Consider the following 12,709-nt stretch of genomic DNA (forward strand, 5'->3'; position numbering starts at 1 on the left):
TTCCTCGTTAGCTTCCTTGGGGCACGAATGCCCCGGGCGGTATGTGGCCCTCGACATAGGCATGATACAGCGCGTCGAGCTGAACCCATAGCACATTGGTCTTGAAGATCAGCGCGTTGCAGACCGCCTCACGCTCCGCCGGCGTTTTTGCGTTCGCCTTGACGTATTCCAGCGCGAAGCCCGCATCGCGAGGCGCCTGGGTCAGGCGGCGGCTGAAATAGCTCATGATGTCAGGATTCACGAAATCATAGTGCTGCAGCATCCCGGAGATGCGCTCCTCGTGGAGGTTCGGCGCGAACAGTTCCGTAAGCGAGGAAGCGATGGCCTCCAGCGGCGTCTTGTCGCGGCAGAAATGCACATAGGCCTCCACCGCAAATCGCGTTGCCGGCAGGATGCCTTCGGTCGATTCCACATAGGCGCTGTCGAGACCGAGCCCCTCGGTCAGTTTGAGCCAGCGCTCGATGCCGCCTTCGCTGCCCACATCGCCATCGTGATCCTCGATGCGGTGCCGCCATTCGATCCGGGTCGCACGGTCGCGGAACCGCGAGATCACCATCGCATCCTTCAGCGGGATCGTGCTCTGGTAATAATAGCGGTTCAGTGCCCAGGCCTGCACCTGCCCCTTGTTGAGCTTGCCGCCATGCAACAGCCGATGGAACGGATGCAAGCTGTGATAACGCGTCGCGCCGATATGGCGCAGCGTCGCCTCCAGTTCCTCGGCGCTATTGAGCGTAATGCCCTTGCCGATCGATAGGGCGGTCATTGCGGGTGCAGCGACGACGTTCACAGCTTGATCTCCGTTCCGTCAGCGGGGATGTGCCAGCCTGCCTGCTCCACTGCCTTGCGTTCGTCCGAGCCGCGCAGCAGAGCGGGGTTGGAGTTGTTGATATGCAGGAACACCTTCGTTCCGACGTCGAGATCGGCGAGGCTCTCGATCGCGCCACGATCGCCGGACATCGAAATATGGCCCATGCTTTGTCCTGTCTTGGTGCCGAGGCCGGCTGCGATCAATTCATCGTCGCGCCACACGGTGCCGTCAAAAAACACCAGATCAGCGCCCGAAAGGCGCGATTTGAGATCGTCGGTCACGCGTGCGCAGGCGGCCAGGAAATAGAAATACTTGCCGCTTCCCTTGTCCAGAATCCGCAAGCCCAGCGTGTCGCCCGCGCCGTCGCCGCCTGCCGGATGCGCCTTGCCTTCGAGATACCACGCGCCCTTGCCGGGAACCGCGAAGGGCAGGATTTCCATGCCGGATGGCGAGCCGTCGGGCAGGGCGGGCTCGAACGCCTTGTCGACCTCGATCGGCCGCCGCTTCACGTTTTTCTCGTTCAGGACATTGAAGATGCTGTTGGATCTGAGAATCGCAAGTACCCGTTCATGCGCATAGAGCGTAAACGGCGAACCCTCGCGCATCGACAACAGCCCCGCGACGGCGTCGATTTCGCCATTGGTCAGGATCACGCCGGCGATCGGGCTGTGCCTGAGCTGTCCCGCCCGGGGATGAAGCTGCGGCGTCGCGATCACCTGCTGGCGCAGGTCGGGCGAGGCGTTGATGAGATACCAGTGCTCGCCGTCTGCGCTGACCGCGATGGAGGCCTGGGTGCTCCGCAATTCCGGATGGTCGCTTCGTGCTTTCCGGCACACCGGGCATCCGCAATTCCACTGTGGAACGCCGCCGCCCGCCGCGGCGCCCAGGACGACGACGCGAAGCATGATCCGTCTCCTGGAGATTCGAAACTCGAAGGTACAAACCAAAAACGCCACGAGGTGGATACCAGCCCCCGACGCCGCTCCGCTCTCGCAGAACGTGTCGAGCCCGGAAGTCCACCTGCGTGAGATTTGATACGCGCTACCGCTTACTTGCGGGTGGCGCACATATACATGTTGATTTCCATGCCGACCGATACTTCGGCGATTTTTGGTGCTTTCCAGGCCATTTGTCGCTCCTTTTGCTACCGGACGGACTCCGCCCTCGCGGGTTAAGGTACTGCGGATCAAAAAGTTCGCCAGTTAAATCTTTTGCCTGGAACCCCTATTTGTTTATGCTGCGCCGCAAAGAAGAATTCACGGAGTTGTGCGGAGGGCCTTGGTCAAAACAGCGTGGGATCAAGCGTTTCGCGGTTGTTCGCACCACCGCGAATGGCAATTCTGAGTGCGACGGAGCGCTGCCGGCTCCGGATAAAGAAAACTTGTGAGATGGGCCTTCCGGTTGCGGGGGCTCAAATGGAGCCAGGTTTCCGCCGATGCCGCGATATTACTTCAACACCCGTATCGGCGATGAGCTGATTTCCGATCCCGACGGCGAAGTGCTCAGGGATCCCGATCGCGCCTGGGAAATGGCGCGTGCCATGATCCGGGAACTGCTCAAGACCGATGGCGCCGACGGTGCGCTGCTCAGCGCCACCATCGAAGTCACCGACGACGATGGCGAGATCGTGCTGGAGTTTCCGTTCGCAGAAGCGATTCTCGATGCGCCTGGCGGTCCCATCACCAGGCACTGACTGCGCGCTGTATCGGCGTGGGAGCTTCGTGCTCGCTCGGTTTTGCGATGCAACTTCCGGACGCGAAGTTTTCCGATTGCACACCGGCGGACAAATATTGGAGAGTGCCGGCCGGGAAAGCCTCCGGCGCCGGCATCATGCGAGCCCGCGCGAAAAGAGAGAAAGGCTTCCGCCAGGGAGAACGCCCATGATGAGCTGTTTGTCGGTGCCGCGCAGCGTGCTGCTGTCCGGCGCATTCCTGAGTGCCTTCATACTAGGCGCCGCTGCCCAGCAGTCCGCCGAACCGCCGGCTGCCGCCCAGCAGCCCGCTACGCCGCCGGCCGCCCAGGCGCCGGCTGCCGGTGCGCCGCCGCCCGCCGGTACTGCGGCCTCGCCCGCGCTTCCGCCGGGATCGCCGCTGATCGGACGTCCCGCGGGCAACGATGCCGCTGCCAAGCTGGCGCCGATCGCGCCGCCGCCGATCGCCGCGGCGCCGGACAAGCTGCCGACGGCGAAGCTCAAGGTGCCGGCCGGTTTCAACATCGAGGTCTATGCCGCCGGAATGGCGAATGCCCGCTCGCTCGCGCTCGGCGACAAGGGCACGGTGTTCGTCGGCAGCCGCCTCGTCGACAAGGTCTATGCCATCGTCAACAAGGACGGCAAACGCGAGGTCAAGGTGCTGGCTTCCGGCCTGTACCGGCCGAACGGCGTCGCCTTCAAGGACGGCACACTCTACATCGCCGAACTGTCCAAGGTATCCAAGATCGACAAGGTCGAGGACGTCCTGGATAATCCGCCGAAGCCGACCGTGATCTTCGACAAGCTGCCAAAGGACGAAGCCCATGGCTGGAAATTCATCGGCATCGGTCCCGACAACAAGCTCTACGTTCCGGTCGGCCAGCCCGGCAACAACGTGCTGAACGACGACGAGCATGGCTTGATCCACCGGATGAATTTCGACGGCTCGGGCGCGGAAGTGATCGCCCGCGGCGTGCGCAACACCGTCGGCTTCGACTGGCATCCGGAGACCAAGCAGCTCTACTTCACCGATAACGGCCGCGACTGGATGTCGGAAGACGTGCCCGAGGACGAACTCAATCGCATGACCAAGGTCGGCGAGCATTTCGGCGCGCCGTTCTGCCTGCAGGGCAACATTGTCGATCCCGAATTCGGTTGGGGCAAATCCTGCAACGAATACACCGCGCCGGTCGGGCTGTTGGGCCCGCATTCTGCAGCGCTCGGCATGCGCTTCTACACCGGCAACATGTTCCCGAAAGCCTACAAGAACGTGGCCATCATCGTCCGGCACGGCTCCTGGAATCGCTCCAAGAAAGTGGGCGGCGACGTCGTCATCGCCAAGCTGAACAAGGACGGCACCATGAAGTCGATGGAGCCGTTCCTCACCGGCTTCCTGGAAGACAACAAATATATCGGCCGCCCGGTCGACGTGCTGCAGATGAAGGACGGTTCGCTGCTGGTCTCCGACGACTACAACGGCGCCGTCTATCGCATCACCTACGGCAAGCCGAAGACGGCGGGGAAGTCGTAGTCTCATCGTCATTGCGAGTAGTAGTCATTCCGGGATGGTGCGTCAGCACCAGACCTCAGATGCGCAATTGCGCATCGGGGAATCTCGAGGTTCTCAGGTGCGCAATTGCGCACCTTAGTTCGATGCTTTGCATCGCCCTGAATTGATGACGACAATGCCGGGAATGGCCGATGCATAAAACAATAACGGCGCTGGCATTTGTCGTGATCACAACATCCGCGTCTGCCGAGCCCATCGAACAACGCATCGCGCCGTGCCTCGCCTGCCACGGCGAGAAAGGCCAATCGGAAATCGAGAACACGCCCTCGCTGGGTGGCCAGCAGGCGCCTTATTCGCTGATCCAGCTTTTCATGTTCCGCGAGAAGCTGCGCGTCTTCGAGCCGATGAACGAGATGACGAAGGCGCTGACCGACGACGATCTCCGCCTTTTCTCGGACTTCATCGCCAAGATGCCGAAGCCTGAGCCGCCAGGGGAAAATGGCGATCCCGCGCGGATGCAGCGCGGCCAGGCGCTGGTGCGGCAGCACCGCTGCGATAGCTGCCATAACGGCGACCTCTCCGGCAAGGAAAACGTCCCGCGCATCGCCAACCAGCGCGAGGATTATCTTGCCAAGACGCTTGGCGAGTACAAAGACAATAGCCGCCACGGCTACGATGCCAGCATGGCCGACGTGATGGCGCCGATCTCGCCTGAGCAGATCGCCGATCTCGCCCATTACATCGCCCGTATGCGCTAAATCCGGGCGGCGGCCCCGCTGGCATTGCGCTGCGCGCGGCGCTACAAGGGCGGCAATTGGATGGAGTTTTGCATGCAAGATTTATGGCGCCTGTCGGCTGCGGAAATGGCCTCGCTGATCAGGTCGAAAAAAGTCTCGGCGAAAGAGGCGGCGACCGCGGCGCTGGCGCGGCTCGACGCGGTCAATCCCAAAATCAACGCTGTCGTCGACCACAGGCCCGAGGACGTTCTTTCTCAGGCTGCCGCCATCGATGCCGCGATCGCGCGCGGCGAGGATGCCGGTCTGCTGAGCGGCGTGCCTGTTACGGTAAAGGTCAATATCGACCAGCAAGGTTTTGCCACCACCAACGGGCTGAATCTGCAGCGCGACGCGATCGCCAAGAGCAACAGCCCGGTGATCGACAATTTGCGTAAATCCGGCGCGGTCATTCTCGGGCGCACCAATTGCCCGGCGTTCTCCTATCGCTGGTTCACCACCAACCTCATCCATGGCGACACCAAGAATCCCCGTGATCCCGGCATCACCCCGGGCGGCTCGTCCGGTGGCGCGGGTGCAGCGGTCGCAGCCGGCATCGGTCATATCGCGCACGGCACCGACATTGCGGGATCGATCCGCTATCCGGCTTACGCCTGTGGCGTGCACGGGCTGCGGCCGACCATGGGACGCATCGCGGCGTTCAACGCGGCGCTGCCCGAACGGCCAATCGGGCCGCAGATCAGCGCCGTGTCAGGCCCGCTGGCCCGCACCATCGGCGATATCAGGATCGCGCTGGCTGCGATGTCGGCGCAGGATTATCGCGATCCCTGGTGGGTGCCGGCGCCGCTCGAAGGGCCGGCGATGCCGAAGCGCGTCGCGATGTGCCTCAACCCTGGCGGCCTTGATCCCGTGCCTGAAGTGAAAGCCGCGGTGACGGACGCCGGCAAGCGGCTCGAGCGCGCGGGCTGGATTGTCGAGGAAATCGCCGACACGCCGCCGCTGCGCGAGGCGGCCGATCTGCAGACGAAACTCTGGCTCGGCGACGGCTATGAGGCGCAGTTGGAAGCCGCCGAGCGCGAAGGCGATCCCGGCGCGCTGGCGTGCCTGCGCGGCAACCGCGCGAAAGTGCATCCCTTCGACCTGTCGAAGGCGCTGACGCGGCGCGCGACGTTGACCCGCGAATGGCTGGCGTTCTTCGAACAATATGCCGTGCTGCTGATGCCGGTGTCCGGCGAATTGCCGTTCCCCGATCAGCTCGACCGCAAGGACGAGGCGTCGTTTGCGCGTGTCTGGCATGCGCAATTGCCGCAGATCGCCATTCCCTTCATGGGCCTGCCTGGGCTAACGGTTTCGACCGGGCTGGTCGGACGCGTTCCCGTCGGCGTGCAACTGGTTTCCGGGCGCTATCGCGAAGATCTCTGTCTCGCCGCGGGCGAGGCGGTGGAAGCCGGCGGAACGCCCTCGGCAGCGATCGATCCGGCGGGCTGAACAGAGAGGACGATGTCAGGCGTTTATGATTTTACGGCGCAGTCGCTTACCGGCGAAGACATTCCGCTGAAGCGGTTCGAGGACAAGGTGCTCCTGATCGTCAATACCGCCAGCGCCTGCGGGTTCACGCCGCAATACAAGGGCTTGGAGCAGTTGCATCGTGAACTGGCGCCGCGCGGCTTTGCTGTGCTCGGATTTCCCTGCAACCAGTTCGGCGGGCAGGAACCGGGTGACGCCAAGCAGATCGAGCAATTTTGCGCAGGCAAATATGACGTAACGTTTCCGATGTTCGCCAAGATCGACGTCAACGGCAGCCATGCGCATCCGTTGTTCAACCATCTGAAGAACGCGAAATCGGGGCTGTTAGGTTCGTCGATCAAATGGAATTTCACCAAATTCCTGGTCGACCGCTCGGGCAGGGTGGTCGGGCGCTACGCCCCAACCGCGACGCCCGAGGGAATCAGAAGAGAAATCGAGGCACTGCTGTGAACGAGACCAACAAAGCAATGAGCGACCAATTCCCCGACCGTCTTTCGGTCGATCCGAGCAGCCCGTACTACAACGCCGAGATTCTCGCGCGCGATGTCGGCATTCGCTTCAAGGGCGTCGAGAAGACCAATGTCGAGGAATATTGCATCAGCGAGGGCTGGGTGCGCGTCACCGCGGGCAATGCCAAGGACCGCCACGGCAACCCGCTGACGATCAAGGTGCACGGCCCGGTCGAGCCGTATTTCCGCGACAAGCCGAAGTCCTAAGCCAAATCTGCATCAACCGTCATTGCGAGGAGCGAAGCGACGAAGCAATCCATCCGTCCGTATGCGCGGCTCGATGGATTGCTTCGCTTCGCTCGCAATGACGGCAGAAATCGGAAGCCATCCACCATGTCCGTCCGCATTGTCGACGTCTGCGAAATCACAAAGCCGATCTCCTCGCCGATCCGCAACGCCTATATCGATTTCACCAAAATGACGACGAGCCTGGTTGCCGTCGTCACCGACGCCGTGCGCGACGGCAAGCGCGTGGTCGGCTACGGCTTCAATTCCAACGGCCGCTACGGGCAGGGCGGCCTGATCCGCGAACGCTTTGCGCCGCGGCTGAAGGAGGCCGATCCGAAAACGCTGCTCGATGCCTTCGGTGACAATCTCGACCCCGACAAGGTCTGGGCGGCGATGATGTCGAACGAGAAGCCCGGCGGCCATGGCGAGCGCTCGGTCGCGGTCGGCACCATCGACATGGCGGTATGGGACGCGGTGGCGAAGATTGCAGGAAAGCCGCTGTTCCGGTTGCTCGCCGAGCGCCATGGCCGGCAGGCCAACCCGCGCGTGTTCGTCTATGCCGCGGGCGGTTACTACTATCCGGGCAAGGATCTGTCGGCGCTGCGCGGCGAAATGCGCGGCTATCTCGACCGCGGCTACAACGTCGTCAAGATGAAGATCGGCGGTGCGCCGATCTCGGAAGACCGCGAACGCATCGAAGCCGTGCTGAAGGAGATCGGCCGGGACGCGCAGCTCGCCGTCGACGCCAACGGTCGCTTCGACCTGGAGACCGGGATCGCCTATGCCAAAATGCTGCGGGAGTATCCGCTGTTCTGGTACGAGGAGGCGGGCGATCCCCTCGATTTCGCGCTGCAGGCGGCACTGGCCGAATTCTATCCCGCAGCCATGGCGACCGGCGAAAACCTGTTCAGCCATCAGGACGCGAAAAACCTGATCCGTTATGGCGGCATGCGCCCCGATCGCGACTGGCTGCAGTTCGATTGCGCGCTATCCTATGGTCTGTGCGAATACCAGCGCACGCTGGCGGTGCTGAAGACGCACGGCTGGTCGCCGAGCCGCTGCATCCCGCATGGCGGCCACCAGATGTCGCTCAACATCGCGGCGGGCCTCGGCCTTGGCGGCAACGAGAGCTATCCTGACCTGTTCCAGCCTTATGGCGGCTTCCCGGATGGCGTCCGTGTTGAGAACGGTCACATCACCATGCCGGACTTGCCGGGTATCGGGTTCGAGGGGAAATCCGATCTCTATGCCGAGATGAAGGCGCTGGCGGCGTAGGGCCGGATGCCATAGGAAAGACTGGAATCGGTGGCCTGGACAGGGCATTCGCTCTGGCGCCGATCATGGATTTCCGGGCCGCCAGTTTACCGCTCATCCATCGTTGAAGGACGCCGCGATCTTGGCCACCACGCTTCCCCAACTCTCGCTTGCGAAGGACAAGATCCGCGTCTTGCTCCTTGAAGGTGTCAACGACAGCGCCGTGCAGATAATCGAGGCTGCCGGCTATTCCAACATGACACGCCTGTCCAAGGCGCTCGAGGGCGATGCGCTGAAAGAGGCCATCAAGGGAGTGCATCTGCTCGGCATCCGCTCGCGCACGCAAATCACCAAGGAGGTTCTCGACGCTGCGGACCGCCTGATCGCGGTCGGATGTTTCAGCGTCGGCACCAACCAGGTGGACATTGAGGCCGCGCGCCGGAGCGGGATTCCGGTGTTCAACGCGCCGTTCTCCAACACGCGGAGTGTGGCAGAACTTGTAATCGGCGAGATCGTCGTGCTGCTGCGCCGAATCGTCGCGCGCTCCAACGCCGCCCATGAGGGACGTTGGGACAAGTCGGCCAACGACAGCTATGAGGTGAGGGGCAAGACGCTCGGCATCGTCGGTTACGGCAATATCGGCTCGCAGCTCTCCAACCTCGCGGAAGCGCTGGGCATGCGGGTGATCTTTTATGATCACACCGACAGGCTTCGTCACGGCAACACCGAGCCGACCGCGAGCCTGCATGAGCTTCTGGCGCAAAGCGATGTCGTGAGCCTGCATGTGCCGGAAACCCCCGCCACGAACGGCATGATCGGGCGCGAGGAGATTCGCGCGATCAAGCATGGCGCGTATTTCATCAACAACAGCCGCGGCACGGTCGTGGACCTCGAGGCGCTCGCCGAGGCGCTGCGGGAAAACCGGCTCCGCGGCGCCGCGGTCGACGTCTTTCCGGTCGAGCCGCGCTCGAACTCCGAGCGCTTCGTCTCGCCGCTGCAGGGGCTGGAGAACGTCATCCTGACGCCGCATATCGGCGGGTCGACCGAGGAGGCGCAGGAGCGCATCGGCGCCGAAGTCGCGCGCAAGCTGGTCGATTACAGCGATTCCGGCTCGACCATGGGCGCCGTCAACTTCCCGCAGGTTCAATTGCCGTCGCGGCCATCAGGCACGCGTTTCATTCAGGTGCAGCGCAACCTGCCGGGCATGCTTGGGCGTTTGAATGAAGTGCTCGCGCGTCATGCCGTCAACATCGCCGCGCAATATTACGAGACCGCGCACGACGTCGGCTACGTGGTGCTGGACGTCGATGCCTCGGCCGCCGACGGCCAGCGCGTGCTCGCGGACATCCGGGCGCTGGAAGGCACCATCCGGGCCCGGTTGCTCTATGAGTACAAGTCCTGAAGCGGATTCCCAGATCAGCCCTCGGACAACAACCCCTTCTCGATGGCTGATTGCCTGTTCCTGAAGATCGCCATCGCCGTCTTCATCCGCAGAAAGCCGAACTTCGCATACAAGGGCTCGCGGCCCGCGACCGCATAGAGGATGATCTTCGCGTGGCCTTGTGATTGGGCGAGCAGCCTTTCGATAAGCTGCTTTCCGAGACCTGTGCCCTGATGGCTCGGCAAAACCGCGACGTCGCAAAGATACGCGCAGTCGCGTCCGTCGGCCAGAACGCGGCCGGCGCCGACGAGGCGGCCGCCATCGCAGGCAAAGCAGCAGAACATGCTGTTGCCGAACACCACCTCGAGATCGGCCGCATTCTTGTTGCCGAGCGGGGCGGCCCGATAGAGCGCTTCGAGTTCTTGCCAATCCACGCCCGTCCGGTCGTCGGTCCAGATGATGGTCATCGCATGGCCTCTACTTTCGAAAGCGACATGGGTTGCGGCACACCATACATCAGCGTGCGCCACAACCACTCGATTGGTCCGTACCGGTAACGGCGCAGCCACCAGGCACTGAAAACTACCTGTCCGATGTAGACGGCGGCGCCGATGGCCAGCGCGCTGACGACGCTAAGGCGGCCGAACAGGCCGAGGCCGTAGCCGTAGAAGATCCAGCCGAAGATCACGGACTGCATGAGGTAGTTGGTGAATGCCATGCGTCCGAGCGGCGCGGCCCAGGCGAGCAGCTTTTTTCCGCCCTCGAGATTGGCGATACCGACAATGGCGGCCCCGTAACCCAGCGCCAGCAGGATGGTGCCGAGAGCGTCGGCACCGGAAAGGATCAGTAGCGCGCCAAGGCCAATACAGGGAGCCGCAATCGACAGCAGGTGCTGGGGTCCGCTCTGCAGAATGCCGGTGCGCCAGGCAAACGCTCCGAGAAGAAACAACCCGATCGTGCGCGGGAAGATGAAGGCGTGCAGGGGAACGAAAAGGGGGAGCTCGCGGAGCCGGAACGCCAGCACGTCGAGGAAGCCGCCCGTTGCATAGACGCGAGTAGCATCCGCGACATGCTGCGTGATGGTGGCCGTGCTGGGAAATAATCCAGCCGGCGGAAAGGCCTGCATCGCGAGATACAGCGCAAGAAACGCCAGCGCGGAGAAAGCCAATAGCCAGCGCGGACCGAACAGGAATGGCAGGACGATCAGACCAGCGAGCGCATATTCGGTAAGGATATCGCCGTTCCAGATCAGGCAGAGATGAATGAGCCCGAACGCCAGCAATACGGTGAGCCGGCGCAGGAGGAGCGAGGTGCGGCGCCCGCTATTGGCGAGCCGCTCGAACTGGATGGCAAGGCCTGCGCCGAACAGCAGCGAGAACAGCGCAAGCGCTTTCATCTCGACGGCCAGCGTCAGGATCGCTTCGACAGCGTGATCGATCGGCGACCCCGTAGGCTCGCGGGCAAGAAATTGGTCGAAGATCGAAACACGAAATTCAGTGACGACGTTGATGGCCATGACGCCGAGCAGGGCAACGCCCCGCAACACGTCAATGGCATCGATCCGCTCCGCAGGACCTATCGGTTGGGAAAATGCGCCGCCATCGGAAGCCATTGCGACACGATTTCGAGTTGGGCCGCGGCGAATTGAGGTCCGGCTACGACAGGCGCATATCCAGAAGCCGCCGCCCTTCGGTCTTCAGCAGTTTCTTCACCGCACTTGATGCGGCGATCTCGCCCTGGTTGGCGTAGGCCTCATGGTTCTTCTCGATGTCCTCGAGCCGGTAGAGGTAATTGACCATGACCCCGGCAGATTCCCGCAGGCCCTTGGGCGAGAGGTCGCCGAGCCAGTCGATCTTCTCCAGCCGTGCGCCGTTGCCGATGTGGAAGCGGGCCACCGAATCGACCAGCCGGCCCTTCGGTGTGCGGGCTTTCAGGAAATAGTGCGCCGCCAGCGGCTCCAGCACGGTGCGCAATTGCGCGGTCAGTTCGTCATTCTCGAACCAGTCCGGCTTGTCGAGGCTTTCGAGCAGTATCCGCTCCTCGTCGCTGACAGGAACATCGTCGGCCTGTTTCAGCCATTGCATGAAGCCCGGCACCGGCGACAGCGTGATGAAGGTGTCGAGCTTCGGCAGTTCGCGCCGCAACTCCTCGACCACCTGCTTGATCAGGAAGCTGCCGAAGGAAATGCCGCCAAGCCCTTTCTGCGTATTCGAGATCGAATAGAACACGGCGGTGCGCGCGCGTTCGACCGGCACCGGCTGCCGCTCGGCGGCGAGCAACGGTGCGATCGCGGTCGGAATCGTCTCGGTCAGCGCGACCTCGACGAAGATCAGCGGTTCGTCGTTGAGCTGCGGATGGAAGAAGGCGTAGCAACGCCGGTCGACGGGATCGATGCGGCGGCGCAAATCGTTCCAGTCGCGGATTTCGTGCACGGCTTCATAGCGAATGATCTGTTCAAGAATATTGGCCGGCGTCGACCAGTCTATCCTCCGCAGCACGAGAAATCCCCTGTTGAACCAAGAAGACAGCAAATGCACCACGTCGCGGTCGAGCGCGGCCAGATCCTTGTTGCCCTTCATCAGGGAAAGCAGGTCGGCGCGCATCGCCACCAGTTCGCTGGTGCCGCCGGGCGCACGGTTAAGGCGGCGGATCAATTCCTGCCGCCGCGGCTCGGAAGCAAAATGAAGATCGCTGGCATCGCTGTCGTTCGGCTGGCTGCGCCAGCTCTCGATCGCCTGCGACAGCTTCTCGCGGTCTGGGCCGAAGTTGCGGGCCAGCGTTTCGAAGAAGGTGACGCGGCCGGCCGCGTCGAGATCGTGGTAGCGATCGAGCACCTCGCGCGCCATCGCGGTGCCGGAGGCTTCGCCGCGGCCCGACAGCAGCGCTTCACATAACTCGATCAGCTCCGAAGCGTCCTGGCCGTTGTCGGACGGTCCGGCCCGCCGCAGCAGTGTACGGCCGCGTTCTGATATCGTCGCGAGAAGATCGGAGAAAAAGGCATTGGCCATGTGGCGGGTCGAATCCAGCGGGGGTTTTGCGGAATCTTACATCGGATTTAGGTCGGTGCC

General features: G+C 62.7%; 14 protein-coding genes. 8 read left to right on the forward strand and 6 right to left on the reverse strand.

Going from position 1 to position 12,709, the window contains the following annotated elements; all coding sequences use genetic code 11:
- Nucleotides 1-7 precede the first annotated feature (7 nt).
- From pqqC to pqqA, 3 genes are all read right to left on the reverse strand, one after another.
- Nucleotides 8-763 carry a pyrroloquinoline-quinone synthase PqqC gene (gene pqqC / locus V1292_RS14825; RefSeq protein WP_334377048.1) on the reverse strand — a complete coding sequence of 252 codons (756 nt, stop codon included), beginning with the start codon at nt 761-763 and terminating at the stop codon, nt 8-10.
- A gap of 20 nt (nt 764-783) precedes the next feature.
- Nucleotides 784-1,713, reverse strand: coding sequence for a pyrroloquinoline quinone biosynthesis protein PqqB (gene pqqB, locus V1292_RS14830; RefSeq protein ID WP_334373463.1), 930 nt, complete (start codon nt 1,711-1,713; stop codon nt 784-786).
- A gap of 143 nt (nt 1,714-1,856) precedes the next feature.
- The gene (pqqA, locus tag V1292_RS14835) at nt 1,857-1,937 is read right to left on the reverse strand and encodes a pyrroloquinoline quinone precursor peptide PqqA (RefSeq protein WP_082637312.1); all 81 of its coding nucleotides are present in this window, start codon (nt 1,935-1,937) and stop codon (nt 1,857-1,859) included.
- A gap of 306 nt (nt 1,938-2,243) precedes the next feature.
- Here pqqA and V1292_RS14840 point away from each other — a divergent pair, with 306 nt between their 5' ends.
- The 8 genes from V1292_RS14840 to serA all read left to right on the forward strand — a co-directional run bounded on the left by V1292_RS14840 (nt 2,244) and on the right by serA (nt 9,662).
- The gene (locus tag V1292_RS14840) at nt 2,244-2,501 is read left to right on the forward strand and encodes a DUF6894 family protein (RefSeq protein ID WP_028347078.1); all 258 of its coding nucleotides are present in this window, start codon (nt 2,244-2,246) and stop codon (nt 2,499-2,501) included.
- A gap of 187 nt (nt 2,502-2,688) precedes the next feature.
- Nucleotides 2,689-4,029, forward strand: coding sequence for a PQQ-dependent sugar dehydrogenase (locus tag V1292_RS14845; protein WP_334373465.1), 1,341 nt, complete (start codon nt 2,689-2,691; stop codon nt 4,027-4,029).
- Nucleotides 4,030-4,199: 170 nt separating this feature from the next.
- On the forward strand, nt 4,200-4,766 hold the full coding sequence (locus tag V1292_RS14850; RefSeq protein WP_334373467.1) for a c-type cytochrome: 567 nt from the start codon (nt 4,200-4,202) through the stop codon (nt 4,764-4,766).
- A 72-nt stretch (nt 4,767-4,838) separates the two neighbouring features.
- The gene (locus V1292_RS14855; protein WP_334373468.1) at nt 4,839-6,230 is read left to right on the forward strand and encodes an amidase family protein; all 1,392 of its coding nucleotides are present in this window, start codon (nt 4,839-4,841) and stop codon (nt 6,228-6,230) included.
- 12 nt (nt 6,231-6,242) lie between these two features.
- Nucleotides 6,243-6,719 carry a glutathione peroxidase gene (locus V1292_RS14860; RefSeq protein WP_334373470.1) on the forward strand — a complete coding sequence of 159 codons (477 nt, stop codon included), beginning with the start codon at nt 6,243-6,245 and terminating at the stop codon, nt 6,717-6,719.
- A 17-nt stretch (nt 6,720-6,736) separates the two neighbouring features.
- Complete coding sequence (locus V1292_RS14865; protein WP_213288476.1) at nt 6,737-6,985, forward strand: DUF3297 family protein; 249 nt, start codon at nt 6,737-6,739, stop codon at nt 6,983-6,985.
- A 126-nt stretch (nt 6,986-7,111) separates the two neighbouring features.
- Nucleotides 7,112-8,281 (forward strand): mandelate racemase/muconate lactonizing enzyme family protein, encoded by a 1,170-nt coding sequence (locus tag V1292_RS14870; protein WP_334373473.1) that lies wholly within the window; start codon nt 7,112-7,114, stop codon nt 8,279-8,281.
- A 121-nt stretch (nt 8,282-8,402) separates the two neighbouring features.
- Complete coding sequence (gene serA / locus V1292_RS14875) at nt 8,403-9,662, forward strand: phosphoglycerate dehydrogenase (RefSeq protein ID WP_334373475.1); 1,260 nt, start codon at nt 8,403-8,405, stop codon at nt 9,660-9,662.
- Nucleotides 9,663-9,676: 14 nt separating this feature from the next.
- Here serA and V1292_RS14880 read toward each other — a convergent pair whose 3' ends face one another.
- From V1292_RS14880 to V1292_RS14890, 3 genes are read right to left on the reverse strand one after another with little or no spacing between them, the layout of a single operon-like run.
- Nucleotides 9,677-10,108 (reverse strand): GNAT family N-acetyltransferase, encoded by a 432-nt coding sequence (locus V1292_RS14880; protein ID WP_334373476.1) that lies wholly within the window; start codon nt 10,106-10,108, stop codon nt 9,677-9,679.
- On the reverse strand, nt 10,105-11,253 hold the full coding sequence (locus V1292_RS14885; protein ID WP_334373477.1) for a DUF418 domain-containing protein: 1,149 nt from the start codon (nt 11,251-11,253) through the stop codon (nt 10,105-10,107). Before V1292_RS14885 ends, V1292_RS14880 begins: the two co-directional genes overlap by 4 nt.
- Nucleotides 11,254-11,296: 43 nt before the next feature.
- Nucleotides 11,297-12,649 carry a malonyl-CoA decarboxylase gene (locus tag V1292_RS14890; RefSeq protein ID WP_334373478.1) on the reverse strand — a complete coding sequence of 451 codons (1,353 nt, stop codon included), beginning with the start codon at nt 12,647-12,649 and terminating at the stop codon, nt 11,297-11,299.
- Nucleotides 12,650-12,709 lie beyond the last annotated feature (60 nt).

This window comes from Bradyrhizobium sp. AZCC 1719 (assembly GCF_036924525.1).
Taxonomy (GTDB): Bacteria; Pseudomonadota; Alphaproteobacteria; order Rhizobiales; family Xanthobacteraceae; genus Bradyrhizobium.

Excerpts from the sequence above, each read along its gene's own strand:
- pqqC (WP_334377048.1), bottom strand. The coding sequence starts at position 763 with ATGACCGCCCTATCGATCGGCAAGGGCATTACGCTCAATAGCGCCGAG.
- pqqB (WP_334373463.1), bottom strand. The coding sequence starts at position 1,713 with ATGCTTCGCGTCGTCGTCCTGGGCGCCGCGGCGGGCGGCGGCGTTCCA.
- pqqA (WP_082637312.1), bottom strand. The coding sequence starts at position 1,937 with ATGGCCTGGAAAGCACCAAAAATCGCCGAAGTATCGGTCGGCATGGAA.
- V1292_RS14840 (WP_028347078.1), top strand. The coding sequence starts at position 2,244 with ATGCCGCGATATTACTTCAACACCCGTATCGGCGATGAGCTGATTTCC.
- V1292_RS14845 (WP_334373465.1), top strand. The coding sequence starts at position 2,689 with ATGATGAGCTGTTTGTCGGTGCCGCGCAGCGTGCTGCTGTCCGGCGCA.
- V1292_RS14850 (WP_334373467.1), top strand. The coding sequence starts at position 4,200 with ATGCATAAAACAATAACGGCGCTGGCATTTGTCGTGATCACAACATCC.
- V1292_RS14855 (WP_334373468.1), top strand. The coding sequence starts at position 4,839 with ATGCAAGATTTATGGCGCCTGTCGGCTGCGGAAATGGCCTCGCTGATC.
- V1292_RS14860 (WP_334373470.1), top strand. The coding sequence starts at position 6,243 with ATGTCAGGCGTTTATGATTTTACGGCGCAGTCGCTTACCGGCGAAGAC.
- V1292_RS14865 (WP_213288476.1), top strand. The coding sequence starts at position 6,737 with ATGAGCGACCAATTCCCCGACCGTCTTTCGGTCGATCCGAGCAGCCCG.
- V1292_RS14870 (WP_334373473.1), top strand. The coding sequence starts at position 7,112 with ATGTCCGTCCGCATTGTCGACGTCTGCGAAATCACAAAGCCGATCTCC.
- V1292_RS14880 (WP_334373476.1), bottom strand. The coding sequence starts at position 10,108 with ATGACCATCATCTGGACCGACGACCGGACGGGCGTGGATTGGCAAGAA.
- V1292_RS14885 (WP_334373477.1), bottom strand. The coding sequence starts at position 11,253 with ATGGCTTCCGATGGCGGCGCATTTTCCCAACCGATAGGTCCTGCGGAG.
- V1292_RS14890 (WP_334373478.1), bottom strand. The coding sequence starts at position 12,649 with ATGGCCAATGCCTTTTTCTCCGATCTTCTCGCGACGATATCAGAACGC.